24 protein-coding genes are annotated in these 24,528 nt (G+C 64.3%); 12 read left to right on the top strand and 12 right to left on the bottom strand.

Annotated features, from left to right (window positions below; translation table 11 throughout):
* The first annotated feature begins 11 nt into the window (after positions 1-11).
* A complete protein-coding gene (locus QFZ41_RS18770; RefSeq protein WP_429200122.1) occupies positions 12-1,499 on the top strand; it encodes a right-handed parallel beta-helix repeat-containing protein in 1,488 nt (495 codons plus the stop codon).
* A gap of 33 nt (positions 1,500-1,532) precedes the next feature.
* Here the strand turns inward: QFZ41_RS18770 and QFZ41_RS18765 are convergent, their stop codons facing one another.
* Genes QFZ41_RS18765 through QFZ41_RS18755 form a run of 3 tightly spaced genes read right to left on the bottom strand, consistent with a single transcriptional unit; the run spans position 1,533 to position 5,193 of the window.
* Positions 1,533-2,714 carry an acyltransferase family protein gene (locus QFZ41_RS18765; RefSeq protein ID WP_429200121.1) on the bottom strand — a complete coding sequence of 394 codons (1,182 nt, stop codon included), beginning with the start codon at positions 2,712-2,714 and terminating at the stop codon, positions 1,533-1,535.
* A gap of 2 nt (positions 2,715-2,716) precedes the next feature.
* Positions 2,717-3,694 carry a UDP-glucose 4-epimerase GalE gene (gene galE, locus QFZ41_RS18760; protein ID WP_429200120.1) on the bottom strand — a complete coding sequence of 326 codons (978 nt, stop codon included), beginning with the start codon at positions 3,692-3,694 and terminating at the stop codon, positions 2,717-2,719.
* A 53-nt stretch (positions 3,695-3,747) separates the two neighbouring features.
* Complete coding sequence (locus tag QFZ41_RS18755) at positions 3,748-5,193, bottom strand: undecaprenyl-phosphate glucose phosphotransferase (RefSeq protein ID WP_429200119.1); 1,446 nt, start codon at positions 5,191-5,193, stop codon at positions 3,748-3,750.
* Positions 5,194-5,374: 181 nt separating this feature from the next.
* Between QFZ41_RS18755 and QFZ41_RS18750 the strand changes: the two genes are divergently transcribed.
* The 7 genes from QFZ41_RS18750 (at position 5,375) to QFZ41_RS18720 (ending at position 12,257) form a co-directional block, all read left to right on the top strand.
* A complete protein-coding gene (locus QFZ41_RS18750; protein ID WP_429200118.1) occupies positions 5,375-5,500 on the top strand; it encodes a hypothetical protein in 126 nt (41 codons plus the stop codon).
* A 105-nt stretch (positions 5,501-5,605) separates the two neighbouring features.
* On the top strand, positions 5,606-5,938 hold the full coding sequence (locus tag QFZ41_RS18745; protein WP_429200117.1) for a hypothetical protein: 333 nt from the start codon (positions 5,606-5,608) through the stop codon (positions 5,936-5,938).
* Positions 5,939-6,065: 127 nt separating this feature from the next.
* Positions 6,066-7,181 carry a polysaccharide biosynthesis/export family protein gene (locus QFZ41_RS18740; RefSeq protein WP_429200116.1) on the top strand — a complete coding sequence of 372 codons (1,116 nt, stop codon included), beginning with the start codon at positions 6,066-6,068 and terminating at the stop codon, positions 7,179-7,181.
* Positions 7,182-7,226: 45 nt separating this feature from the next.
* Positions 7,227-8,564, top strand: coding sequence for a UDP-glucose dehydrogenase family protein (locus tag QFZ41_RS18735; protein ID WP_429200115.1), 1,338 nt, complete (start codon positions 7,227-7,229; stop codon positions 8,562-8,564).
* Between the two features lie 8 nt (positions 8,565-8,572).
* Positions 8,573-9,238, top strand: coding sequence for a YjbF family lipoprotein (locus QFZ41_RS18730; protein WP_429200114.1), 666 nt, complete (start codon positions 8,573-8,575; stop codon positions 9,236-9,238).
* Complete coding sequence (locus QFZ41_RS18725; RefSeq protein WP_429200113.1) at positions 9,235-10,035, top strand: capsule biosynthesis GfcC family protein; 801 nt, start codon at positions 9,235-9,237, stop codon at positions 10,033-10,035. The genes QFZ41_RS18730 and QFZ41_RS18725 overlap by 4 nt, the downstream gene beginning before the upstream one ends.
* Complete coding sequence (locus QFZ41_RS18720; RefSeq protein ID WP_429200112.1) at positions 10,035-12,257, top strand: YjbH domain-containing protein; 2,223 nt, start codon at positions 10,035-10,037, stop codon at positions 12,255-12,257. Before QFZ41_RS18725 ends, QFZ41_RS18720 begins: the two co-directional genes overlap by 1 nt.
* Here QFZ41_RS18720 and QFZ41_RS18715 read toward each other — a convergent pair whose 3' ends face one another.
* Positions 12,258-12,695, bottom strand: a complete 438-nt coding sequence (locus tag QFZ41_RS18715; protein WP_429200111.1) for a low molecular weight protein-tyrosine-phosphatase — start codon at positions 12,693-12,695, stop codon at positions 12,258-12,260. It lies immediately after the preceding gene.
* 54 nt (positions 12,696-12,749) lie between these two features.
* Between QFZ41_RS18715 and QFZ41_RS18710 the strand changes: the two genes are divergently transcribed.
* Positions 12,750-13,376, top strand: a complete 627-nt coding sequence (locus tag QFZ41_RS18710) for a phosphatase PAP2 family protein (protein ID WP_429200110.1) — start codon at positions 12,750-12,752, stop codon at positions 13,374-13,376.
* A gap of 19 nt (positions 13,377-13,395) precedes the next feature.
* On the opposite strand, the gene QFZ41_RS18705 is transcribed toward QFZ41_RS18710, so the two are convergent.
* Entirely contained in the window at positions 13,396-14,265 is an 870-nt protein-coding gene (locus tag QFZ41_RS18705; RefSeq protein ID WP_429200109.1) for a class II fructose-bisphosphate aldolase, read from the bottom strand.
* Between the two features lie 149 nt (positions 14,266-14,414).
* Between QFZ41_RS18705 and QFZ41_RS18700 the strand changes: the two genes are divergently transcribed.
* On the top strand, positions 14,415-15,395 hold the full coding sequence (locus QFZ41_RS18700) for a LysR family transcriptional regulator (RefSeq protein ID WP_429200108.1): 981 nt from the start codon (positions 14,415-14,417) through the stop codon (positions 15,393-15,395).
* An 8-nt stretch (positions 15,396-15,403) separates the two neighbouring features.
* Here the strand turns inward: QFZ41_RS18700 and QFZ41_RS18695 are convergent, their stop codons facing one another.
* From QFZ41_RS18695 to QFZ41_RS18680, 4 genes are all read right to left on the bottom strand, one after another.
* The gene (locus QFZ41_RS18695) at positions 15,404-15,910 is read right to left on the bottom strand and encodes an SRPBCC family protein (protein ID WP_429200107.1); all 507 of its coding nucleotides are present in this window, start codon (positions 15,908-15,910) and stop codon (positions 15,404-15,406) included.
* Positions 15,823-16,215: a catalase-related domain-containing protein gene (locus QFZ41_RS18690; protein WP_429200296.1), complete on the bottom strand. Its 393-nt coding sequence runs from the start codon at positions 16,213-16,215 to the stop codon at positions 15,823-15,825. The genes QFZ41_RS18695 and QFZ41_RS18690 overlap by 88 nt, the downstream gene beginning before the upstream one ends.
* 108 nt (positions 16,216-16,323) lie before the next feature.
* Entirely contained in the window at positions 16,324-16,866 is a 543-nt protein-coding gene (locus QFZ41_RS18685) for a nuclear transport factor 2 family protein (RefSeq protein ID WP_429200106.1), read from the bottom strand.
* 40 nt (positions 16,867-16,906) lie between these two features.
* The gene (locus QFZ41_RS18680) at positions 16,907-17,332 is read right to left on the bottom strand and encodes a MarR family winged helix-turn-helix transcriptional regulator (RefSeq protein ID WP_429200105.1); all 426 of its coding nucleotides are present in this window, start codon (positions 17,330-17,332) and stop codon (positions 16,907-16,909) included.
* Positions 17,333-17,438: 106 nt separating this feature from the next.
* Between QFZ41_RS18680 and QFZ41_RS18675 the strand changes: the two genes are divergently transcribed.
* A complete protein-coding gene (locus QFZ41_RS18675) occupies positions 17,439-18,512 on the top strand; it encodes a quinone oxidoreductase family protein (RefSeq protein ID WP_429200104.1) in 1,074 nt (357 codons plus the stop codon).
* 5 nt (positions 18,513-18,517) lie between these two features.
* On the opposite strand, the gene QFZ41_RS18670 is transcribed toward QFZ41_RS18675, so the two are convergent.
* Complete coding sequence (locus tag QFZ41_RS18670) at positions 18,518-19,078, bottom strand: TetR/AcrR family transcriptional regulator (RefSeq protein WP_429200103.1); 561 nt, start codon at positions 19,076-19,078, stop codon at positions 18,518-18,520.
* A 92-nt stretch (positions 19,079-19,170) separates the two neighbouring features.
* Between QFZ41_RS18670 and QFZ41_RS18665 the strand changes: the two genes are divergently transcribed.
* Positions 19,171-19,818: a glutathione S-transferase gene (locus QFZ41_RS18665; RefSeq protein WP_429200102.1), complete on the top strand. Its 648-nt coding sequence runs from the start codon at positions 19,171-19,173 to the stop codon at positions 19,816-19,818.
* Positions 19,819-20,225: 407 nt separating this feature from the next.
* Here the strand turns inward: QFZ41_RS18665 and QFZ41_RS18660 are convergent, their stop codons facing one another.
* Positions 20,226-23,333: an efflux RND transporter permease subunit gene (locus QFZ41_RS18660; protein ID WP_429200101.1), complete on the bottom strand. Its 3,108-nt coding sequence runs from the start codon at positions 23,331-23,333 to the stop codon at positions 20,226-20,228.
* Complete coding sequence (locus tag QFZ41_RS18655) at positions 23,330-24,490, bottom strand: efflux RND transporter periplasmic adaptor subunit (protein WP_429200100.1); 1,161 nt, start codon at positions 24,488-24,490, stop codon at positions 23,330-23,332. Before QFZ41_RS18655 ends, QFZ41_RS18660 begins: the two co-directional genes overlap by 4 nt.
* Between the last annotated feature and the right edge of the window lie 38 nt (positions 24,491-24,528).

The raw sequence follows: 24,528 nt of genomic DNA, 5'->3' as shown, positions 1-24,528 counted from the left end.
GGAGGTACCGTATGCATCGTCGAACCTTTCTTTGCCGGTCACTATGGGCGGGTGCCGCCCTCGCCGCGCTGCCCCTGTCCGACGTCTTCGCCGCGACGATCAGCGGCGGCAAGAGCTATTACGTCGACGGCACGGCGGGGAACGACCAGCACGGCGGCGACAGTCCCGCCCAGGCATGGCGCAGCCTGGACCGGCTCAACCAGGCCAGCTTCGGGCCGGGAGACAAGATCCTGTTCAAGCGGGGCAGCGATTACCCGGGCGTGTTCCAGCCCAAAGGTTCGGGACGCGAAGGCGCGCCCATCGTCGTCGATGGTTACGGCGAGGGCGCCCCGCCTCATCTGCATGCGGACGGCCGCGCGCCTTCCACCGTGCGGCTACAGAACGTCGAGTACTGGACCGTGCGCAACCTGGCCATCTCCAACCAGGGACCGCAGCCGGGTGCGCGCCGCACGGGCGTGCACCTGTTCCACCAGGACTTCGGCGTCGCCCATGGCATCGTGCTGCAAGGCCTGCACATCCATGACGTCAACGGGTTGCCGCTCAAGCAACAAGGCGGCGGCAGCGCCATCCTCGTCGAGGCCAAGGGCAAGGGCCGGCCCACGCGCTACCAGGACCTGAAGATCGTGGACAACACGATCGAGCGCAGCCAGCGTGACGGCATCCTCTTCCTCGCCGCCGGCAACCGAAGCGGTGGCCTGGCGAAGGGGGTGATCGTGCGCGGCAACCGCATCAGCGAGGTGCCCGGCGACTGCATCCTGGTGAAGGGCTGCGACGGCGCCCTGGTCGAACGCAACACGGTGAGCCACTGCGGTGAGCTGCCTCGCGGCGAAGCGGCCGCCGGCATCTGGCCCTTCGACTGCGACAACACCCTGATCCAGTACAACGAGGTCAGCGACCACAAGGCCTATGCCGACGGCCAGGGCTACGACGCCGATTTCCGTTGCCGCAACACGGTGATCCAGTACAACTACAGCCACGACAACGCCGGCGGCATGGCCCTGGTCTGCAACGACGGGCGTGGCGGAGACAAGATCGGCAACACGGGCACAATCGTCCGTTTCAACGTCAGCATCAACGACGCCCTGCGCAAGACAGGAAGCGCATCGTTGCGCATCTCCGGTCCGGTGGACGGCAGCCAGATCTACAACAACATCATCATCATTCCCCAGAAGCCCATCGCCGACTCAGAAGTCACCGTGTTCAAAGCGACCAGCTGGAAGGGCGTGCCGAACAGCACGGCCATCCACGACAACATCGTCGTGGCGCCGCATGCGCCCGGCGTGGACATGAAGCTGGCGACGCAGACGAAGCTCGGCGAGAACCACGTCTACGCCGGTAAAGGCGGCGGCACCTCACTCGCCAAGGCCGACGACGCCATGCTGGACCGCTTCAGGACGCACCGCCCCTCGCTCGACCAGGTCAACGCGCTGGTCAAGGCCTGCTTCGCCAACGGCAAGCCCGTACCCAACGCGCTGGATCTCATCGCCCGGCTGGCCTGAGCCGACGCGGGCTGATCCGACCGACCGGCCGGATCAGCCCGCGGCACCTTCCGCCGAACGGGCGTCGCGCGCACGGCGTGCCGCCAGCATCTCGATGACACGCTTGCCCAGTGCCTGCCCCGGCACTTCCACGAAGCGATAGGTCACGCTCGATACCAGCACCGTACCCACCAGCGCGAGCACCGCCGTCGCCACGAAGTAGAGATCGGGGCTCAGGCGGTCACCGGCATGCACCGTGGCGAGCGCCTTGCGCGCCACCTGGAGCATGAAGAAGTGCGTCAGGTAACCACTGAAACTGATCTTGCCGATGTGCTGGAGCGGACGATTCACCAGCCAACGGTAAGGCTGTCGAAACAGACACAGGGCCAGCAGCGCGAATGCCGCGGCGTACAAGAACACCGCCCGCGGATCGTCCAGCCACTGGGGAACCAGCGCCAGGACGGCCACCGAAAGCACGAACCAGCACACGCTGCGCCGCCGGTCACCCTCGCGGAAGAACGTCGACAACTTTCCGGCGTGACCGAACATCACGAAATAGGCGCAAATCCCGAAAAGGAAGACCGGCAGCTGGTTAGGCAGCCACACGAACGCGAAGCGCTGCCACAGCTCCGCGTCGTCGATCGGCGGGTGGTTCAGCAACCAGGGCCACGTCAGCACCGCGAGCAGCAGGAATACCGCCAGGGCGGCCAGGGCGCGCGGGAAGCTGCGCAAGGCCAGGAACACCAGGGGGAAGACGATGTAGAACGACATCTCCACGCCGATCGACCAGCCGCCGGGAACCACGTCGTTGGCTCCCAGCAACCAGGCCGGGTTCCACCCGTTGGTGAAGCTCAGCGTGCCCAGCAGCGTACCCAGGGGCGGCAGCGCCTGCCCCTTCAGCAACACGGGGACCAGGCAGTACACGCCGAACGCGAGGTAGAACATCGGCGCGATACGGAACACCCGCCGCACGTAGAAGTTCAGCCAGGGCGTGTCTTCGCGGCTGCGCTTGCCCGCCGAGAGGAACAAGGTCAGCGCACTGACCACGAAGAACAACTGCACGCCACGGGCGCCCTGCGCCGCGTAACGGCTGAGCCACGGCGACATCAGCGCCTGATGGCCCATCGCCTGGTAGATTTCGACGTTGCGCTGCGCGTGGCTGAGCAGCACGCCGATGATCGCCAGGCCACGCAGCGCATCGATGAAGTCGAGCTGAACTTTCGGTTGGGCCTGCACGGTCAGAAGCGGGGCTGGAGGTGCCACTGCCACGCGCTGGCGAGGATATCGTCCAGCACCGTGATCCGTGGCTGCCAACCGAGGCGCTGGCGGGCCTGAAGGCTCGAAGCCACCAGCGTGGCGGGATCGCCGGGACGGCGCGGCGCGAAGGCATGTGGCACCGGCCGCCCCGTCACGCGTTCCGCCGCCGCGATCACCTCGCGTACGCTGAAACCCTCGCCATTGCCGAGGTTGAAGGTGAACGCGCCCTCGTTCTCTTCCAGGAACTGCACGGCCAACAGATGCGCCGAGGCCAGATCGTTCACATGGACGTAGTCGCGCACGCAGGTGCCATCACGCGTGTCGTAGTCGTCGCCGAAGACCTTCAGGGCCGCGCTCTGGCCGAGAACGGCCTTCAGGACATTGGGGATGAGGTGGGTCTCCGGATCGTGCGCCTCGCCGATGGAGGCCGAGGGATCGGCACCGGCGGCGTTGAAGTAGCGCAGTGCCACCGAGCGCAGCCCGTATGCCCGGGCCGCGTCACCCAGCACGCGTTCGATCATCAGCTTGCTCTGGCCGTACGGATTGATCGGGTCGGTGGGGTGACTTTCGTCGATCGTATCGCTCCTGGGATGCCCGAAGACGGCCGCCGTCGACGAGAAGACCAGGCGCTGGATGCCGGCCTCGCGCATCGCGGCCAGCAGCACCAGGGTGTTGCCCACGTTGTTCCGGTAGTACTGATAGGGGTCGATGACCGACTCGCCGACCAGCGACCGCGCGCAGAAATGGATCACCGCGTCGAACTTGTGCGTGGCGAACAATCGCCACAGGGTTACCGCGTCGCCGATATCGCCATGAACGAACGGCACGTCGGCATCCACCGCTTCACGGTGGCCCGTCGAAAGGTCGTCGTAGACGACCACCTCGTGCTCGTTCGCGACCAGGTATCGCACCATGTGCGAGCCCACGTATCCCGCGCCGCCACAGATCAGAAACTTCAAAGATTGCCTCGGTTCGCGATTGAATGATGGGAAAACACGAAGGGGCCCCGGTCCTAGCCGGTCTCTTCGGTGGCCGTATTGGCCGCAGGCATCGACGGGCCGGCCGGAAGCGGCGCCGACGTATTCGCTTCGCTATGGATGAAGCCCTTGAAGATGGTCAGGAAGATGATGCGGAGGTCGAACCCCAGCGACCAGTGGTTGATGTAGTACAGGTCGTACTCGATGCGCTTGACCAGGTCGGTGTCGCCGCGCCACCCGTTGATCTGCGCCCAGCCGGTGATGCCGGCCTTGACCAGGTGCTTGTGCATGTAGCCGGCGATCTCGCCCTTGAACTTCTCCACGAACATGGGGCGTTCCGGGCGCGGGCCGACGATGGACATGTCGCCGCGAAGCACGTTGATGAACTGCGGCAGTTCGTCGAGGCTGGTCTGGCGGATGAAGCGGCCGAAACGCGTCGTCGTCTTGCTTTGCGCATTGCCCCACTGGACGCTCTTGTTCTTCTCCATGTCCACGGGCATGGAGCGGAACTTCAGCATTTCGAACTCCTTGCCATCCAGGCCCACGCGAACCTGACGGTAGAGCACCGGGCCCGGGCTGGAGAGTTTCACGCCGATCGCAAGGAATAGCATCAGCGGGCTGATCATCAGCAGGATCGCGCCGGCGATGATGCGATCCTCGATGGCCTTCAGGATCCACGCGTGGCCGTGCAGCGGGCTCTCGCGCAGCGTTACGAGGGGCACGCCGGCGCAGTCTTCCATGCGGTGGTTGATCAACTGGCGCCCCAGCAGGTCCGGCACGAACTTCACCGTCAGCACGCGTTCGTCCATGCGATCCAGCACGTAACTGATCGCGCGGTTCGCGCTCACGGGAAGCGCCACCAGCACCTGGTCCCATTCGCCGCGGTCGAGGATCTCATCCAGATGCAGCAGCGAACCGGCCAACGGTACGCCGGGCGGAACACCATGATCGTGATTGGTCTTGACGTACGCGGTGATCTTCATCCCGAGGCCAAGGTTGTCCTCGACCTGACGCACCATGTGGATGCCGGCTTCGGTGGCACCGATGAGAAGGCAGCGCTTCATGCCGATGCCGCGACGATGCAGGTAACGCAACGAGAGGACGGCGATGAGTCGAACCGACGCCATCAACGCGAGCCCGAGCACGAAGGTGAGCGACACCCAGCCGCGCGAATAGAGTTCGCCGACCTTGAGCAGATAACCGAGCGCGATCATGCCCGCGAACGCACTGGTCCACGATGCTGCGATGCACAAGAATTGGCTTACGGGGCGCTCACCGAGGGGCTGCTCGTAGACCTTGAAGACGATCGAGGCCGCCAGTGTCATCAGCAGCAGAATAATCAGCGCAACAGCATATACGCTGCTCATGCTGAACGTATCGAAACGGACGAAGTAGGCCAGGTAAGCCGCAGCGATCACGCAAAGGGGATCGCTGGCACGAAGCTCGAGATCCAGTAACGCATTGAATTTTGTCAGTTGCATGACATGTACCCTCTGCCGACGCGACAACGCCGGCAAAGCCGGCGCGCCCAGGTACGTGCCCCCTGTAGGGCCGCGACGTCCGGTTCCTAGGACATTCGGTGGCCCAACACGTTTTCGACCGAACCCCGTTGAACGCCGGGTCCAGCCTGAAAGTGTTCGAACTTGCTTGTTGCGATGACGCATGCTGCAACGCGACGAAAATGCGGGCAATCCGGCAGCGCCGAATCTGCGGGGCGTGTCACAAAAACAGTTGCCGGAAACCCCTGTTCAGCTGATTGCCTTGACCATCGACGATGGATGGCAGTGAATGGAATCCGTACTGCGCGCACTCGCGTGCGTTCATGAACGTGTTCATGAACGCGTTCATACATGCGGTACGCAATCCTCCTTCCCCCGCACGGAGAACACGCCAGTGAGACGTCTACTTTTCGCATGCACCATTCTTGCCATCGCAGCGCCGCTGTGGGCACAGAGCCAACGACAGCCGAACGAAGCCAATCCATCGAACAACGCGCAAAACAGCCCGCAGAAGCCGCAATTGGCGACACCGAACCAGGCACGGCAGGCTTCGAAAGGCGCGCTCACCCCGGCTCGCGTGGGCCCGGGCGCCGCTGCCGTCGCCGCTGCCGCGGGTGCCACGGCCAACGATACGAACGGTACCGGCAACGACGGAACGGGCGGCACGGGCGGCACCGGGGGCACGGGTGGAACCGGCGGCACGGGCGGGACGGGAGGTACGCATTGATCTCCCTGAACAGCGGTCTGGACGTCTAAATGTCCATTCACGTTCCAGTACCGTTAATAATGGATCGGTTTAAGTACGTCGACGGCGTCCCGACCTGCGGCGCCTCGATTGAAGGATCCCGTAAACGATGAAGTTCCTGCCGACTCTCGGTCTGGCCGGGTGCTGTCTGTTATTGCATGCATGCATCCTGGCACCCGGCCAGCACATGAAAACCGGCGAATTGAACGACAAGGAAAGCGCGACCGGCAGCCGATACCAGCTGGTCCCGATCACGCCCAAGCTGATCGCGATGGACCAGGCCACTGCGGCCACGCCCGGTATCGATCCCACCCTGGCCGCCTACAAGCCCGACTCGTATCGCATCGGCCCGGGGGATTCGCTCTACATCACCGTATGGGAGCACCCGGAACTCACCTCGCCCGCGGGCTCGCAACAGCAGACGGCCGCGAATGGCCGCCTGGTGCGTCCCGACGGCACCCTGTTCTACCCCTATGTCGGCTTGCTTCATGCCTCCGGCCTCACGGTGGAGGAACTGCGCGTGGCGATCACCGATCGCCTGACCAAGTATGTCGAGAAGCCGCAGGTCGACATCAGCATCGTCAGCTATGGCAGCCAGAAGGTCACCCTCGGCGGCGCCTTCGTGAAGACCGACCCACAGGACATCACGGTGACACCGCTGACCCTGGGCCAGGCGGTCGGCGCGGCGGGCGTCAACGCACAGCTGGCCGACCTCTCGAACGTGGTGCTGCGCCGGGACAACCACGAATACCACCTGGACCTCGACGCGCTGTCGCATTCGCCGCAAGGTTCCCAGGACATCTATCTCAAGGGTGGCGACAGCATCTACCTGCCCTACAACGACCGCCACGAGGCGTACGTCGTCGGCGAAGTACTGCGTCCCCAGGCGATCTCGTTCAAGACCAGCGACCTCAGCCTCACGCAGGCCCTGGGCCGCGCGGGTGGCCTCAACCAGACCAGTGCCAAGGGCAAGGCCGTCTACGTGATCCGTGGAGTCGAGGACATGGAGAAGGCGCCCGCGACCATCTACCAGCTCGACAATACCTCGCCCGCCGCGTTCGCGGTGGCGTCGAAGTTCTCGGTCAAGCCAGGCGACGTCGTCTTCGTCGGGCCCGCCGGGATCACGCGCTGGAACCGTTTCATCAGTCAGCTGCTTCCACTGTCCGGCCTGATCAGCAACGCGGCCAACGCCCAGTACAACCTGGATCGCGATCGCCAGCTTTGACAGAGGCGGCTGGCTTCCTATTTTCTTGCTAAACAGGCGATACAGATGAAGGTCACGATTTTCGGCACCGGTTATGTAGGACTGGTCACGGGCGCCTGCCTCGCGGAAATGGGCAACCATGTGGTTTGCGTGGATGTCGACCAGGCCAAGGTCGACGGACTGCGCAACGGCGTGATCCCCATCTTCGAGCCGGGCCTGGAACCCATCGTCAAGCGCAACTACGCGTCGGGCCAACTGGATTTCACCACCGATCCCGCACCGGCGATCGCGCACGGCGAGCTCATCTTCATCGCTGTGGGCACGCCACCGGACGAGGACGGCAGCGCCGACATGAAGTACGTGCTCAGCGTGGCGCGCACCATCGGCGAGCACCTCGACCGCTACGCGGTCGTCGTCAACAAATCCACCGTACCTGTCGGCACGGCCGATCGCGTGCGCAACGCGATCGCCGACGTGCTGGGCGAACGCGGCGCGGCGGTCGACTTCGACGTGGTCTCCAACCCTGAATTCCTGAAGGAAGGCGACGCGGTGGAGGATTGCCTGCGTCCGGACCGTATCGTCGTCGGTTCGTCGAGCGAGCGCGCCGTGGCTCGCCTGCGCAAGCTGTACGCGCCATTCAACCGCAACCACGACCGCATGGTGGTGATGGACGAGCGCTCGGCCGAACTGACCAAGTACGCGGCGAATGCGATGCTGGCGACGAAGATCAGCTTCATGAACGAGATCGCCAACATCGCCGAGCGTGTCGGTGCCGACGTGGAACTGGTGCGCCAGGGTATCGGTGCCGATCCGCGCATCGGTTATCACTTCATCTATCCCGGCGCCGGCTACGGTGGCTCGTGTTTTCCGAAGGACGTGCAGGCGCTGGAGCGGATCGCACGCGGCCACGGCTACGACGCACGCCTGCTCGGCATGGTCGAGGCGGTCAACGCGCAGCAGAAAACGCGCTTATTCGCGCAGATCCAGAAGCATTTCGATGGCGATGTCACCGGCAAGACCATCGCCCTGTGGGGCCTGGCGTTCAAACCCAACACCGACGACATGCGCGAAGCGCCGAGCCGCCGCCTGATGGAGGCGCTTTGGGAAGCCGGCGCCAAGGTACGCGCCTACGACCCGGAGGCACGTGCGGAAACGACGCGTATCTACGGCGAACGCGACGATCTCGTCCTTTGCGACAACGCGTACGACGTCCTGCAAGGTGCCGACGTGCTCGCCCTCGTGACCGAGTGGAAAGCCTTCCGCAGCCCGGACTTCGCACGCATCAAGGCCGCGCTGAAGAACCCGGCGATCTTCGACGGTCGCAACCTCTACGACCCGCGCGTGGTCGAAGACGCCGGCATCGCGTATTACGGCATCGGTCGCGGCCGTTCGCTGCAGCGCTGAAGGGCACGGTGTTCGCGCTGCGATACGTTTCGTTCGGTGGACTGGCTTTGGCGCTGGCGGTGGCAGGTGGCTGTTCATCGGTTTCGCGAGGCAGTCTCGAAGCGGTGCGTCTCGCGATGCATGGCGAAAAGGTCGAACCGACGGCGGCATCGGTCGCCGCCACGCCGTATTTCCAGCTCCAGGTGAACGCACCCGAGGGCGAGGCCATCCTCGTCCTCGCCAAGGCCGAGCACGGCAAACTCGGGTGGTACGGCACCGGCAACGACATCGTGTTCACCCGCGACGGCGTGGTGGTGAAAACCGTCGGCCTGCCTGCGAACCTCGATGATTCGGCCTTCCCTTCCGTCGATCCTTTCAAGGCGGGATTGCAACGATTGAGCGGCCCGCTCGACTACACGCGACGCATGGACTGGTCGCCAGGCTACCGGTACGGCGTGGTCGTGCAGGCCCATATCGAACCGAAAGCACTGGAGGACGTGGAGATCCTCGGCACCGTGCGACATTTACGCCGGTTCGACGAGCAACTCAGCGTGCCCGGCCTCGGCACGCGCATGACCAACCGTTATTGGGTGGACCCCACCGATGGCTTCATCTGGAAAAGCAGGCAGTACATCGCTCCGGGCGTGCCGCTCGAGCTGATTCAGTTGCAGCCGTACCGGGAGGATGCCTCGTGAGCCGCGCGGCCCGCTTCCTTGGCCTCTTGCTGTGCGCGCACGCGCTGCCGTCGATGGCGCAAGTGTCGAATGCCGGGACGATCCAGGTCAGCTCGGACGGCGCGGTCGGCCAGCCCGGCAAGGCCGCCTATGCGTCCGATGCGCGACTTTCAAACGTGGCCGTGGCCGCGCGAGTGGATCCCGATGCTTACATCCTCGGTGCAGCCTGGCTGCAACCGGCCTTGCAACGCGACCAGCTGCGCCTTCGCGCGGGCATCGTCTATGAACTCGGCGCCATCCGCCGGCAAGCCCTGGCCCAGGGCGACATGCCCCTCGGTGAAACGAGCGCAGCGTTCCAGGCATGGATATCGGCACGGCCGATCACGGGCCGACGCACCAGCGTGACGCTGGATCCATCGCGACTGGAGGTGACTCCCGCCGAGGACTGGCCGGTGCACGATGGAGACACGCTGTTCTACCCACGCCGGCCGATGGATATCCGCGTCGTCGGGGCGGTCGAGAAAGCATGCCACCTGCCGCACGTGTCTTTGCAGGACGCGCGGCACTACCTGGCCACCTGCCCCGCGTCCGCCGCGGCCGATCCCGACCTGATCTACGTGGTGCAGCCCGATGGCGCCGTGTTCACGCAGAACATCGCCCTGTGGAATCGCGACCTGCCGCGACCCCTCGCACCGGGCGCCTGGATCTACGTGCCGTTCGACCGGCACGCCATCACCGGTGCTGCCGATGAAACGTTCAACCATGATGTCGCCGACTTCATCGCGACCCAACTGTTGAGCGACGAGGGCTGGCGTTAATGCGCACGCCTCGCATGCCACGGCTCGCCGTGCGGCGAACCGCGTTGCACGGTTGCTGCCGCGCGGGCTTCGTCCTGTGGGCCGGCGGGGCCACGGCCCTGCACGCGCAGGAGGTTTACACGCAGAGCGATTTCGGTGGCGTCGGCCTGCTGCAGACGCCGACCGCGCGCATGGCGCGCGAAGGCGAGTTCAGCTTCGTGCTGAGCCGGACCACGCCATACACCAACTACAACGTCTCGATGCAACCGTTGCCGTGGCTGGAGGCTTCCTTCCGTTACACCAACGTCAGCAACCGCCTGTATGGGCCGCGCTCGCTCAGTGGCAGCCAGACCTACAAGGACAAGTCGATCGATGCCAAGGTCCGCATCTGGGAGGAGAGCCGGTGGCTACCGGCGGTGGCCGTGGGCGCCCGCGACATCGGCGGCACGGGCCTGTTTTCCAGCGAATACGTCGTGACCAGCAAGCGCGCCGGGCCGTTCGATTTCAGCCTCGGCCTGGCCTGGGGCTACATGGGCGCACGCGGCGACATCGCCAATCCCCTCAATTTCATCAGCGACCGGTTCGAGACACGCCCGACCAGCAGCACCGGTACCGGCAACTTCAGCACCAATAAGTTCTTCCGCGGGCGTCCTGGCTTCTTCGGTGGCATCGAATACCGCTCGCCCTGGCAATGGTTGCTGTTGAAGGCAGAACTCGACGGCAACGATTACAAGCATCAGCCGCAGAAGAACAATCAACCGCAGCGCTGGCCGGTCAACCTGGGCGCCGTGTTCCGCCTGAATCGCAACGTCGACCTGACGCTGGGATACGAGCGCGGCGAGGTGGCCACCGCGGCGATCAACCTGCATAGCAACCTCGCCACCCACATCGATCCGCCGAAGACCTACGATCCCAAGCCGGAGGCGGTAGCCTTCGAGTCCACGCCGGTCGACACACCTCCGGCCGGCCCGGCCTCGGCCAGCCCGGCGCCTGTCGACGCTGCCGCCGCTAATCCGGCAACGCGTGCGGCGCCGGAACAGGTGGACTGGCCAGAGGTGGCCACCGCTTTGCGCGACAATGCCGGCATCAACGTGAGCAGCATCGGCCGCCGGGGTTCGGAACTCGTGATCCACGGCCAGCAGGACCGCTTCTTCTATAGCGCCGAGGGTGTCGGCCGCGCCACGCGCATCATCGACAACCGCGTGGACCGCAGCATCGACTGGCTCACCGTGGCCAGCGAACGCAACGGTCTGAAGACGGTGGAAACCAGCGTGCACCGGCCGCGCTTCCTCGAACTGCTCGACCACCGCATCGACCTGCCCACCTTCCGGCGCAGCGTCGAACAAGACCCGGTGACGGCGCGCGACGAGGAAGTGCTATACCGCGCGCCGCTGAAGCGCTTCACCGGCGGCTTCTCGCTCGGCTACCAACAGAACCTCGGTGGCCCCGACGCATTCGTCCTGTACCAGGTGTATGGCGCGGCGTCGGGCACGTTCAACTTCACCCGCCACCTGTGGCTGGACGGCGTCGTCTCCCTCAACCTCTTCAACAACTACGACAAGTTCAAGTACGACGCGCCCAGCAACCTGCCGCGCGTGCGCACCAACCTTCGCCAGTACCTCACCAGTTCCGACCTCACCCTGCCGAACTTCCAGCTCACCGGCACCCACCGCCTGGGCGAGGACCTCTACGGCATGGCGTATGCAGGCATGCTGGAAAGCATGTACGGCGGCGCGGGCGGCGAAGTGTTGTACCGGCCGTTCGGCGAACGCTGGGCGGTGGGTGCGGACGTGAACTGGGTGAAGCAGCGCGGCTTCGACCAGGACTTCTCGTTCCGGCGTTATCACGTGGTCACCGGCCAGGCGACGGGTTACCTGGACACCGGCTTCCACAATGTCACGCTGGCGGTGAGCGTGGGCCGCTACCTCGCCGGCGACTGGGGCACCACCATCGACGTGTCGCGGGAGTTCGCCAATGGCGCGCGGATGGGTGCGTATGCGACGGTCACCAACAAGTCGGGCAGCGCCGGTTATGGCGAAGGCAGCTTCGACAAGGGCATCTACGTGTCGATTCCCTTCGACATGCTGCTGCCGCACTCGTCGCGCAGCCGCGCCACGCTGCTCTGGCAACCGTTGATCCGTGACGGTGGCGCGCGCTTGAACAAGCGCTACACGCTATACACGCTGACCAACGACCTCGACAGCGACTTGTTCGACAAGAACCTCGGCAAGATCAGCGAGTAACTAGAGGTAACGCAGCCAACTGTCCACGCCACGATCGATCAGGTCGTACACGTGCTCATAGGCGGGACGCTGTTGACGGTACGGATCGGGAACGTCCCGGCCCTCCACCCAGCGGTCCAGCAGGAACACCTTGCCGCTGACCTCCGGCGCCATCCGGCCGATGGCGGCGACATGGCTTTTCTCCATCGCGAGGATCAGGTCGGACTGGCGCAGGAGCGCGGTATCCAACTGGCGGGCCCGGTGAGGCTCCCCGTCGATGCCGTGCTCCCGTAACAATTGGAGCGAAGTCTCGTCCATGGGATAACCCGCCATGGCGCTGAGGCCGGCACTCCCGATCTGCACGTCGCGGCCTTCGCCCAGTCGATGACGCAAGAGGTATTCCGCCGTTGGGCTACGGCATATGTTGCCCACGCAGGCGATCAGGATTCGCTGGAACATAGTGCGATCATAAACGATGGATACGCTGTACATGATAAGGATCGAACGCGAGACATGACGATGTGGACCGCCATCACCAGCCTTGGCGACAGCGCCCTGCTGTTGCCGTTGATCGCATGGATCGCGATCTGCCTGCTGCTGCCCGTACCCGGGTGGCACACGGCGCGCCGCTGGGTGATCGCCGCCACGATATGCGGTGGTGGCGTGATGCTTTCCAAGCTGCTGTTCATGGCGTGGGCTATCGGGCCACCCGGCCTGAACTACACCGGGTTCAGCGGGCACACGGCGCTCGCCATCCTGGTCTGGCCCACCCTCGCCGGCCTGCTTTCCCTGGGCGGCACGCGGCGGCAGCGGCTGTCCATGATCGGCCTGGGCGCGTGCATCGGCGCGGCGGTCGCGGTATCGCGCCTGGTGTTGAAGGTGCACAGCCCGTCGGAAGTCTGGCTCGGTGCGATCCTCGGTGCCGCCGTGGTCACCTGGTTCCTGCGTGGCCTGACGCCCGGCGAAGCCCCGGCCTTGTCCGCCGCCCCCTGGCGCATCGCCTTGCTCGGCGGCGGCGCCCTGGCCATCGGACTGGTCTGCTACGGCCGCGTGTTTCCCTCGCAGCATCTGTTGCAGGACATCGCGTTATGGCTGAGTGGACACCCGAACGTATTCACGCGGCGCGTGGGGCTGGGGTGACCCTGCCGATTCCCATCGGTCACGGCTTCCGGTTCATCAGCCGCAGCCGCTGCATCGCCACCTCCCTGACCGACGCCACCGCGAAGGGCAGCACGCGATAAGGAACGACATCGTCCGGCAATCGGGCCAGGCCGTCTTCCAGCCCGCGCCGCCAGGCCACGCGGAGTTCGGTGTTGATGTGGATGATCTCCATGCCCGCGGCGATCGCCGCGCTCAGGTCGCGATCATCGGTACCCGAGCCTCCGTGCAGGGTCAGGAACACCGGCGCCGCTGCCTTGATCGCTTCGATCCGCGCGATGTCCAGGTGCGTGCGCGCGCCGCTCTCGAGCATGCTTCGCACCATGCCATGCCTGTTTCCGACCGCCGGGGCGAGGATGTCGACCCCCGTCGCCTCGACGAACTGCCTGGCTTCCTCAGGCGTCGTTAGCCCCGCCGTCACGTCAGGCGCGGTTTCGTGTATCTGCGAACCGGTGCCGATATCGCCGATCTCTCCCTCGACGAGCAGCCCGGGGTTGATCGCCTTCAGCGCTTCCACGGCCTCGCGCGTGCTGACGGCGTTGCGCTCCAGGGGCTGCGCGGAGGCATCGAAGGCGACGGCGTCGAAGCCGGCGCGTGCGGCTTCCACGGCCTTGGCCAGCGAATGCGTGTGGTCGGCATTGAGGAAGATCGGCAGGCCGTGTTCTTCGCGAAGGCTCCGCACCAACGCGGCGATCTGCCGTACACCGATGAAATCCCTTTCACCCTCGGACACACCGACGATCACGGGTACGTGGAGTTCGCGCGCGGATGCCTCGATGGCGTTGAGCATGACCAGGTCCGCCACGTTGAAATGTGCGACGGCGGTGCCGTTGCTCCGGGCTTGCTGGAGGATTTTCTTCAAGTCGCTCATGGTGGCGCACTCCGTTGAATCTGGCTTCAAAGCCGGTTAGCGCCCATCATTGGGACGCACCAGCCGCTTGAGAAGTGAAACGCCGTCATGTTGCACATGCATTCCCTGCAGATTTGTAGAAACTTCTCCCCTGTAAAGCGGAAGCGTGCATGACCGGCACGTTCAGCAATTTCGATCTCAACCTCCTGCGCGTCTTCGACGCGGTGATGCAGGAGCGCAGCGTGTTGCGGGCGAGCCAGAAACTCTTCCTGAGCCAGTCCGCCGTGAGCCACGCCCTGAAGCGGCTCAGGGAGATCCTGGACGACGAACTCTTCGTCCGCACCGCCACGGGCATGCAGCCGACGGCACGCGCCCTTGCCATCGCCGGGCCCGTACGGCAGGCGCTCGGTTCGCTCGAAGCCACCATCGGCTTGCAGACATTCGACCCCGGTACCTCCCCGCGTACCTTCACGATCGCGGCCAGCGACTTCATGACCCAGCTCGTCATGCCGCGACTGCTGCGCATACTGGCGGTGGAGGCACCCCAGGTGGACATCGTCATCCGGCCATTCACACGGATCGACCTCGCCGAGCAACTGGACCTGGGCCGGATCGACGTGGCCATCGGAACCTTCGCCACCGTGCCGCCCCGCTTCAGTTCGGATTACCTGTTCGACTACGACGACGTGCTGGTCATGGGCCCATCTCACCCGGTCGGCGAGATGACGCGCGAGGCGCTATCACGCCTTTCGCTCATGGTCGTATCGCTCGGCGGCGATCAGGAGGGCGCGGTGGATGGCTATACCTCCGAACGCGGGTTGGGACGCCGGTCAGAAATGTATGACCGCGCCGCGTTCGAACGGGCATTTCCGCAGGGCGGGCAGTCAACACGCGTGGCCGTGGCCCTGCCCCACTTCCTCGCCATTCCAGCGCTACTGGATGACACGTCGCTGGCTGCCATCGTGCCGCGTCCGCTCGCAGCGAGCTTCGCCCGTACCGTCCCCGTCTCGATTCACGAATTGCCCTATCCCGCGCGGCGGTTCGACGTCAGGTCGCTATGGCACGAGCGGCTGACCGGCGACGATTCCCATGAATGGTTGCATGGCGTGATCGGACGGGCGGCCTGTTATCTGCGGAAAGACATGCCTTGAGGCGCCCGTCAGAGCAGGCGCGTCCAGGCTGACGGGCACGATCGGGGAACGGCGCGCCGATACGAAAGCACGCGACCGGTTTCCAGGACCTCCTTCAATCGCTTGAGGTTGTCACCTACCTCGGTCACCGGGTGCTTGCCCAACAACGCCATGATCCTCATGCCGAACCACCCGAAAGGCAATCGCAAGATTTCGCGGACACGTGTTTCGCCGCACTCCGGGCCCGACACGAAGCGGACCTCCCAGGTGACGCGCCGCCAGCGCGGCGCGACCGTCTCGTAACGGATCAACGTGTTCTCCCGGCGTTCCGTCACGCGGACCGTCCAGTGTCCGCGTATGCGCCACGGACCGCGGATCGTCCACTGGTAGGTATCCGCCCCTCGCGGTTCCACGGCGACGACATCGCCGAGGAACCGGGGCATGTTGGTCAAGTCGCGGTAGTAGCCGAACACATCCGCCACGGCGCGCTGGATAATGATGCTTGCATCGATGACATGGGGCTGGCGGAACCACATCCTGAGCTGGCCTTCACACCGTGAGCGTGCGCGAATGATCGCGTCCCGCCAACGATGGGAGAAGTGAAAAGACCGCAGGACCAGAATGCGCGCGATTCAACTCGTCGGCCCAGGCGGGCGATGGCTTCGGCGACACCCGCGTCATAGGCAGTGCAGTTGTCGATGTGGCGCTGGACGACCGGCTGTGACGCGCCCTTGATGGCACGCGCCGTGTTGTCGAACAGGCGCTGCTTCTCTTCAGGCGAGAATAATTGAAGAGCTTTCGCGGCTGACTGAAGTAATCGGTGTCCTCGTGATGATTCCAGCGCTTGGCCACCGCATCGCCAAGGTCGAGCGGCTGCTCGGAGAAGTCCGGCTAGGCCTGCAAGGTCCCCTTGCTGTTGACGCCCTTGCTCAACCTTGCAACGTCAAACTCATCCAAGTTCGGGCAGAAATGGCGCCGCCGCGGCTGCACTGTGGTCGGCAGGGCTCAACAGGGCGTTCGTCGTGGTGCCACCGATGTATCGTTCGTGGATTTTCCAGCCGTCAGCAGTACGGCGAAGGCGGTCCATCATGGGTGAATAGAGCCAGATCCCTGGCAGGCCATTCTGCCGCTCCACCATCTGGCCGGCGCCAAGTGCACGCGCGCCTTCCGGTTCCACGTAGCGGACCAGCAGGTTCTGGTACCGGACAACGACCCCGTCCCCATCGTTGTCGACGATATGGTTGCCTGCGACGCGCGCAACGCCGGCAATGAGGTACGGATAATCGTGTTCGAAGAAATGACGGATGCCCGCGTGGTTGCGGATGGTTCCATGAAAATGGAAGGCAACGGCATCGGGGGTGAACGCATCAATCATCGACTCGACATCCCAGGTTTCGAACCACCAGTTGACGCGGTTTACGAAATCAATCGCACTGACGCGATCCGCTTCGGCAACCGGGCCCTGCGGGGAGATTCTCGGAAATGGTTTCATCTTCTTATCCTGTGTAATTACACATCATTAAGCAAAAAAATCAGCTAATACCGGCTAGTTCAAGCATGTCGTTGCGAACGCCGGTGGAACGCCTCTTGCCCGACGCACGCTCGAATTCGTCCTGGGCATTCTTCCAGACCACTTTCGCTTTGGCATGAAGCGCTTTACCCGATGCGGTCAGCGAGTAGTGAATACCCTGTTTACCCTCGATGGAAACCGCCTGGACATAGCCACCATCGACCAGGGGCTTAATCCCCCTGACGGTCGTCGTCCGCTCCATGACCATCTCATCGGCCAGCTCCTTGATGGAAATCCCTGGCGTGCGCTCTATGAGCGCGATGATCGAAAACTGGGAAATGGAAAGTCCCACCTCTCCCAAATGCCGGTCATACAGACGTGATGTATGGCGGGCAAGGCGTCGAGCCGCGAGGCAGTGGCAAAGATCGGGGCCAGTAGGATTTTTCATGACCATATCCTTGTGTGCAAATACACACATGTCAAGAGGCGTAGTTGTCGAAAGATCACATGCTAAGAGTATGATCGTAATTTTACGGTCATACAGGAACGCACCCGTGCCCCTTCCCGCATCATTTCCCGCTATCGGAAGCACGATCACCGCAGTCGGCATCCCGCTTGAACGCATCGAAACCCTCGTTCCCACGCCCGGTGTCGATGAGGTTCTGATCGAGGTACATGCGAGCTCGCTCAACCCCCTCGAACGAAAGCTGGCCGACATCAATTTCCTCGATCGCGCCATCCCCTCCCCACTCGGATTCGATGCGGCAGGCGTGGTGGCCACCGTCGGCCCGGGCGTCGCGGAATTTTCCGTTGGCGACAGGGTCATGGCCATGCTCGATCCGACCCGCGATGGATGCTGGGCAGACCGATCCTTCGGTTATGCACTTGCCCGGACCTGGCTCACGGTAAAGATTCCGGACGCGATGACCGTCGCGGACGCAGGCATGCTCCCTGTCGCTTTTCTTGCTGCCTGGGAAGGGCTACACGGCCACGTGCAACCGGGTGACACCGTCTTCATCCCGGGTGGCGGTGGTGGCGTCGGCCATCTCGCCATACAGATCGCCGCCAACGCCCTGGACGCCGGCAGGGTCATCACGAGCACGGGCCGCGAAGAATCGATGGCCCTCGCGAGGGACAGCGGCGCATCGGACATCCTCGACTACCGCGAAGACCACCTGACCGCTCGTGTTCTCGACCTCACCGGTGGCAAGGGCGTCGATGTGGTCTTCGATGCGACCTACAGCGAAGCGAGCTTCGTCCAGAGTGCTCGCGCCGTGCGACCCGGCGGGAAATGGATCGTTCTCGGTGTAGGCCCGGGCAAGACCACAAGGGTCGCGGAAACGCAGAGCCCGGTGGACGACATCCTCGCGAGCAAGGCCGCCTCGCACATCAACGCCAACGTCCTTCGCTATTTCACCGACAAGGCATTCGCCCCTGCCGCCATCCGCCAGCACCTGACCGATGGACTGCGCCACGCCGTTCGCTGGTATGAGCAAGGGAAAGTACGTCCGCATGCAGGAGTCCGTGTGCAGGGAACGGTCGGCGACATTGACCGGGCCCTATCAGCCCTGCACTCGGGACGGCGAACCACCGGAAAGGCGTCGGTGCTGTTCGGACCGGCGGCCTGAGCGCGTTACGGGATGAGGCCTGCCGTCTGATAGGCCTCGACCGCACGATCATAAAGGGCAATGTCGTTGAACCCACGTGAGACCAGTTGTGCACCCTCGACCGCCGCGTAGATGGCTAGTGCCCGCGCGCCTGCGTCCTTCGCGGCGGAATCATTTGCTGCTTGAAGCGCGCGGGTCAGCCACTCGACGTTGACCTCGGAAAACCGGACCACTTCCTCCTGCACTTCCGGCGGCAGTTCGTCACGTTCGGCAGCCATGATGCCGCACATGCACATGCGGTTTCCGTTGGCCAGCGCGCCCCGAAAGACACCCGTGTAGCGCCGCATGAAAACGGACGGATCCACCCCCTCATCGACAAGCGATCCGAGATACGCGCTCATCTCCGCCGTGTACTGGCGTGCGAGTTCAGCGCCGAGGGCGCCCTTCGTCGGGAAGTGATAATGGACGCTCGCGCTCTTGATGCCGACGGCCGTCGCGATATCCCGAAAGCTCAAGGCGGCGTACCCATTGGCCTGCACCATCCCTCGGGCGACGGCGAGGATGGATTGGCGGGTGTCAGCGTTCATCAGACCTCCGATTCGTTTACCTATCGATTGATAGGGGTTGACGACCCGAATTGCAAGCCGCATTATCTATCTATCCATAGATAGGTGATTCCATGAAGATCCATGACATACCCGGCTTTCCCAACCCCCTCCGCGTCCGCGTCGTCCTGGCGGCCAAGGGCCTCCTCGACAAGGTCGACTTCGTCCCGGTGGACCTCCCTGGCGCCGAGCACAAGCGGCCTCCGTTCCTGGCCATCAATCCGACCGGCACCGTACCGGTCCTCGAGCTCGACGACGGCACCTACATTTCCGAGTGCACAGCCATCACCGAGTACCTCGACAACCTCGACGGCAATCCGATCCTGACCGGAAAGACCGCGCTCGAAAAAGCGATGGTCCACATGATGCAAAAGCGCGCCGAGTCCGAACTCATCGACGCCATCGGCATCTACTTCCACCACGCGACCCCCGGCCTGGGCGAAGCCTTGCAGCCGTATAAGCATCCCGAATGGGAAGGCCGCACCTACTGGGGCGAGATGCACCGCGAAAAGGCACTGGCGGGCATGCACTATTTCGATGGTGTCCTGCGAAAGCAGCCGTACGTCGCCGGGGATTTCTTTTCGATGGCCGACGCCACCGTCCTCGGTGGGCTGCTGTTTGCCTACTACGCCCAGATTCCGGTCCCCCCGGCGCTGACGGCGCTACTCGAATGGAAAGACCGGGTCGACCAGCTGCCGGCCGTGACCCTGGCCGCGGCCTGACGCCCTCATCCAAGGAACCATGACCGCCGCACCGGGGTGGGAAGCGGACTGGTCCGCGAGTCCTCGACCTTTCCGCTGGCGAAGGAGGCCTTGCGGTGATCGGGCGAGGCTTTTTGCCGCTCGTTCGAATGTGGTGTGTGGCCTCGTTCGCTCGTCCCGGGGTGACGGATCGCGGGCCAGCCCGCTTCCCACCCGGATGAGGGGATTTCACACGGAACGGGTTGCCCCCATCGCGGGCGCTGCTCTTGCCACGCGACACCTCAGTGCCCGGAAGAGCCGTGCTTCCCGGACTTCCGCGAAGAACCTCATTTTTATCCGATGATTTGCCGAGCCCAGCCGTAAGCTCCGGCCCGTCGCGGGCCGGAGCTTGCACATTCACGACCCGTTGAGGACCGAATCTTCCACATTCACACCATTTCAGTCGGCGTGTGATCGATCGACGGCACGGCTGTGGGGTCGATGTCCGGGTCGGGCCGGATGCGGAACCAGATGGCATAAAGTGCCGGGAGGAACAACAGGGTCAGCACCGTTCCACCGATGGTCCCGCCAATCAGCGTGAACGCCAGCGAGCCCCAGAAAACGGAGAACGTCAGCGGGATGAAAGCGAGCACGGCCGCGAGCGCCGTCAGGATGACGGGGCGGGCACGCTGTACGGTCGCTTCGACCACGGCGTGGTAAGGATCGAGGCCCTGGTGCTCGTTGGTATGAATCTGCCCGATGAGGATGAGCGTATTGCGCATGATGATGCCAGCCAGGCCGATAAGCCCAAGGATGGCGTTGAAGCCGAACGGCTGGTGGAAAAGGATGAGCGTGGGCACCACGCCAACCAGTGCCAGCGGAGCCGTCGCCAGAATCATCAGCATGCCCGAGATGGACCGCACCTCGAAGACGATGACCAACATCATCAGCAAGAGCATCAGGGGGAACACGGCAGCCAGTGCCTTGTTCGCCTTGCCGGCTTCCTCCAGCGCCGCGGCTGTATCGATGTGGTAGCCGGCCGGCAACGCGCCGGCCATCGGCTTCAGGTCCTTGATGAGCTGCATCGATACGTCCGGCGGCTGGAACGCCTCGCCGATATCGCCGCGCACGGTGATGGTCGTCATGCGGTCGCGCCGGCGAAGGATGGGATCTTCCATTCGCACCTCGCTGTGACCGATCTGGTCGAGCGGAACGCGCTTGCCCGATGACGATACGAGGCTGAGTCCCTGGAGGAGTGCCGGGTCGAGACGCTCGTCGCCTGAACTCCGGGCCACGACATCGACCGAGCGGATGTCTTCGCGTACCCGCGTGACCGTCGCACCCGTAAGGAAAAACTGCAGCTGGCTCGCCGCATCCTGCGAGGTCAACCCGAGGGCATTGAGACGGTCCTGGTCGAGCACGAAATGCATTGTCGGCACACGCTCGCCCCAGTCGGTGTTCACCGTGCGCATCGCCGGGTTCTTGAGCATGACGTTTTTCACATCCGCCGCGATGCCGCGTACTTTTTCCTCGTCCGGGCCGGAAACCCGGAAAGCCACCGGGAACGGCGAATACGGGCCGAAGACAATCTGTGTCGCACGAACACGCGCTTCGGATGCGAGTCCGTTCTGCGTAGCCTCCCACACCCGCCGCTTGAGAGTTTCACGGGTTTGTTCGTTGTCCGTGAGTACGACGATCTTGGCGAACGACGGATCCGGAAGCTCGGGCGCAATGGCAAGGTAAAAGCGCGGCGCGCCTTGCCCGATGTAGCTGGTGACGATCTTGGCTTCGGGCTGCTTGCGAAGCCAGGCCTCGACCTCGGTCACCGCCTTCGTCGTCGCGTTTATCGAGCTTCCTTCGGGCAACTGGATTTCAATGAGCACTTCGGGGCGGTCCGACGCCGGGAAGAACTGGTTTTTGACGAAGCCCATGCCGAAGACGGCGATGGCGAACAATCCCACCGTCGAGCCTGCGATAAGCCACTTGCCGCGGACCGCCCACGCGATGAGGCCCCGGAGCTTCTTGTACTTCGGCGTGCCATAAATCGCCGCGTGCCCACCGTGCACCGGCTTGATGTCCGGCAACAGCTTGACGCCGAGATAGGGCGTAAACACCACGGCAACGAGCCAGGAAGTGAGCAGCGAGAACATCACCACCCAAAAAATGTTGCCTGCGTATTCACCGGCGCTCGACTTCGCGAAACCCACCGGCATGAGCCCGATGGCAGTCACCAGCGTACCCGCCAGCATCGGCGCCGCGGTGTGTCCCCAAGCATAGGTTGCCGCCGTCACCCGGTCACGCCCTTCTTCCATCTTCACCACGATGGTTTCGATGATGATGATCGCGTCGTCGACCAGAAGACCCAACGACAGGATGAGCGCGCCGAGGGTGATTCGATCGAAATCACGCCCAGTCGCGAGCATGATGACGAAGACGCCCGCGAGCGTCAGGGGAACCGCAGCCGCGACCACGATGCCGACACGAAAGCCGAGACTCACGAGGCTGACGGCGATAACCACGGCGAGTGCGACGAAGAACTTGAGCATGAACTCGTCGTACGCTTCGGCGATGTTGACCGCCTGGTCGGTGATTTTCGTAAACGACAGGCCAACCGGCAATTCGCGGGCGATATCGGCCGCCTCGTGTTCGAGTGCGTTGCCGAGCTCCAGGCCGTTGTACCGGTCTTTCATCACCACACCGAGGACGATCGCCGGCTCGCCCTGGTTGCGGATGAGGAACGTGGCGGGGTCTTCGTAACCGCGCCGAACGGTCGCGATGTCCGACAGGCGAAGCGTGCGCCCATGGCTCACCACCGGTGTCTGGCTGATGCGGTCAAGCGAATCGAATGCCCCATCGAGGCGCACGACGACCTGGGGGCCCGCGGTGTCGATCGAACCGGCTGGGGTCAACAGGTTCTGGGCGTTGAGCGCGGAGAACACGGCGGACGGGGCGATACCGAGGGTTGCCAGGCGCTCGTGCGAAAACTCGACGTAGATGCGCTCGGGCCGTTCGCCGATGATGTTGACCTTCTTCACGCCGGCCACGTGCAAGAGCCTCTGGCGGAGCGTCTCGGCCTCACGAACGAGCGCGCGGTGTGGTTCACCCTTCGCCTTCAATGCATAGAGCGCGAAAGTCACGTCGGCGTATTCGTCGTTGACCAAGGGGCCGATGACGCCTGGGGGCAGTTTCGCCGCCTCGTCACCAAGCTTTTTTCTCGCCTGGTAGAACTCCTCGGGCACGTCGGCGGGCGGCGTGTCATCGCGCAGCGTCAACGTGGTGAAGGCAAGCCCGGGTCGGGTGAAGGTCTCGCTGCGGTCGTACCACTTGAGTTCCTGGAGGCGCTTTTCCAGCGGCTCCGCGACCTGGTCTTGCATCTCGCGGGCCGTGGCGCCCGGCCAGGCTGTCACGACCGTGAGGACCTTGACGGTAAAGCTCGGGTCCTCGGCGCGGCCCAGGTGCAGGAATGCAAACAGCCCGGCAAAGGAGATGGCGACAATCAAGAACAGGGTCACCGACCGCTCGCGTACCGCGAGCGCCGAGAGGTTGAACCCGCTCATCGTGCGGCCCCCGCGACAGTCGCACCGCCTTTGCCGTCTGGCGTCACCGCGGGCTTGGCCGCATCCGCATCCGTGCCGGACACGTCGAGCACGCGCACCCGCTCGCCCTCGTGGAGCTGGTGGGCACCGAGTGCGACGAAGCGATCCCCGGGTGCGAGGCCCGATGCCACCGACGCGGTCTCCTCGCCCACACCCGAGAGGCGGATGGGCTTCCAGCTGAGCGCGTGGCTTTTCCCGTCAATGACCCAAACGCCCGGGCCCTTGCCGGGGTCGTAAACGGCCGCGAGCGGAATTTCAATGGTCCCTTCGCCGGGCTGGTTGAGACGAATCACCACCGTGGCGCCAAGCGGCGCATTGGCGGCGTCACCCTCGAGCACAAAACGCGCTTCGAACGTACGCGTAGCCGCATCGGCCGACTCGGAAAGCTGGCGCAGGCGTGCCTGACCACCCTGCGCGGTCGATCCGAAAATCGAGGCACTCGCCGTCGAACCGATTTTCGGGCGCACCGTCTCGGGCAGGTCGACGAGTGCCTCCCGCGGGCCGGCATGGGCGAGACGAACAACCACCTGTCCGGCCGTCACCACCTGACCGGGCTCGGCCAGGGTATCGACCACCGTCCCGTCGGCGTCTGCCGTGAGAACCGAGTAGCCGGCCTCGTTGGTCGACACGCGCGCCTGGGCTTCTGCCGCTTTCAGCCTTGCCGCGGCCGCTTCCGATGCCGCCTTGGCCTGGTCATAGGCCGAGGCCGACACCGCACCGGCACTGACAAGACCCCGAAAGCGCTTCTCGTCCGCCGCCGTTTGCAACGCTTGCGCGCGCGCAGCTTCGACCGCCTGCGTCGCGGCCGCGTTGGCCAGCGCAAGATCGGTCCTGTCGATGCGCATCAGGGGCTGGCCCGCATGGACCACCTGCCCGGTGTCGACCAGACGCTCGACAATTTTGCCGGGCACACGAAAGCCAAGATTGCTCTGTACGCGGGCCGAGACCACGCCCGTATAGGCGCGGCTCACGAGCTGCGCGGCACTCGCCGTCTGCGAACGCACAAGAGGGGCTTCGAGCCTCGGATCAGTCTGGCTTTGCGAGCAGGCGGACAGGACAACGGCGACGACAGGGGTCAGGACGAGGGGAACCCGGCGCCGAAAGGCAGCGTGCAACATGATGGCTTCCGAAAGAAACAGGGAGCATCAGTGTTGGT

Source organism: Luteibacter sp. W1I16, from assembly GCF_050434905.1.
GTDB lineage: Bacteria > Pseudomonadota > Gammaproteobacteria > Xanthomonadales > Rhodanobacteraceae > Luteibacter.
The sequence above is the reverse complement of the archived record's forward strand: the minus strand, read 5'-3'. Positions and strand labels throughout refer to the sequence as shown.

What these genes read in the sequence shown, in the direction of transcription:
- QFZ41_RS18770 (WP_429200122.1), top strand. Translation starts at nt 12, where the DNA reads ATGCATCGTCGAACCTTTCTTTGCCGGTCACTATGGGCGGGTGCCGCC.
- QFZ41_RS18755 (WP_429200119.1), bottom strand. Translation starts at nt 5,193, where the DNA reads ATGCAACTGACAAAATTCAATGCGTTACTGGATCTCGAGCTTCGTGCC.
- QFZ41_RS18750 (WP_429200118.1), top strand. Translation starts at nt 5,375, where the DNA reads ATGCTGCAACGCGACGAAAATGCGGGCAATCCGGCAGCGCCGAATCTG.
- QFZ41_RS18740 (WP_429200116.1), top strand. Translation starts at nt 6,066, where the DNA reads ATGAAGTTCCTGCCGACTCTCGGTCTGGCCGGGTGCTGTCTGTTATTG.
- QFZ41_RS18735 (WP_429200115.1), top strand. Translation starts at nt 7,227, where the DNA reads ATGAAGGTCACGATTTTCGGCACCGGTTATGTAGGACTGGTCACGGGC.
- QFZ41_RS18720 (WP_429200112.1), top strand. Translation starts at nt 10,035, where the DNA reads ATGCGCACGCCTCGCATGCCACGGCTCGCCGTGCGGCGAACCGCGTTG.
- QFZ41_RS18715 (WP_429200111.1), bottom strand. Translation starts at nt 12,695, where the DNA reads ATGTTCCAGCGAATCCTGATCGCCTGCGTGGGCAACATATGCCGTAGC.
- QFZ41_RS18710 (WP_429200110.1), top strand. Translation starts at nt 12,750, where the DNA reads ATGACGATGTGGACCGCCATCACCAGCCTTGGCGACAGCGCCCTGCTG.
- QFZ41_RS18705 (WP_429200109.1), bottom strand. Translation starts at nt 14,265, where the DNA reads ATGAGCGACTTGAAGAAAATCCTCCAGCAAGCCCGGAGCAACGGCACC.
- QFZ41_RS18700 (WP_429200108.1), top strand. Translation starts at nt 14,415, where the DNA reads ATGACCGGCACGTTCAGCAATTTCGATCTCAACCTCCTGCGCGTCTTC.
- QFZ41_RS18695 (WP_429200107.1), bottom strand. Translation starts at nt 15,910, where the DNA reads ATGTGGTTCCGCCAGCCCCATGTCATCGATGCAAGCATCATTATCCAG.
- QFZ41_RS18685 (WP_429200106.1), bottom strand. Translation starts at nt 16,866, where the DNA reads ATGAAACCATTTCCGAGAATCTCCCCGCAGGGCCCGGTTGCCGAAGCG.
- QFZ41_RS18680 (WP_429200105.1), bottom strand. Translation starts at nt 17,332, where the DNA reads ATGAAAAATCCTACTGGCCCCGATCTTTGCCACTGCCTCGCGGCTCGA.
- QFZ41_RS18670 (WP_429200103.1), bottom strand. Translation starts at nt 19,078, where the DNA reads ATGAACGCTGACACCCGCCAATCCATCCTCGCCGTCGCCCGAGGGATG.
- QFZ41_RS18665 (WP_429200102.1), top strand. Translation starts at nt 19,171, where the DNA reads ATGAAGATCCATGACATACCCGGCTTTCCCAACCCCCTCCGCGTCCGC.
- QFZ41_RS18660 (WP_429200101.1), bottom strand. Translation starts at nt 23,333, where the DNA reads ATGAGCGGGTTCAACCTCTCGGCGCTCGCGGTACGCGAGCGGTCGGTG.
- QFZ41_RS18655 (WP_429200100.1), bottom strand. Translation starts at nt 24,490, where the DNA reads ATGTTGCACGCTGCCTTTCGGCGCCGGGTTCCCCTCGTCCTGACCCCT.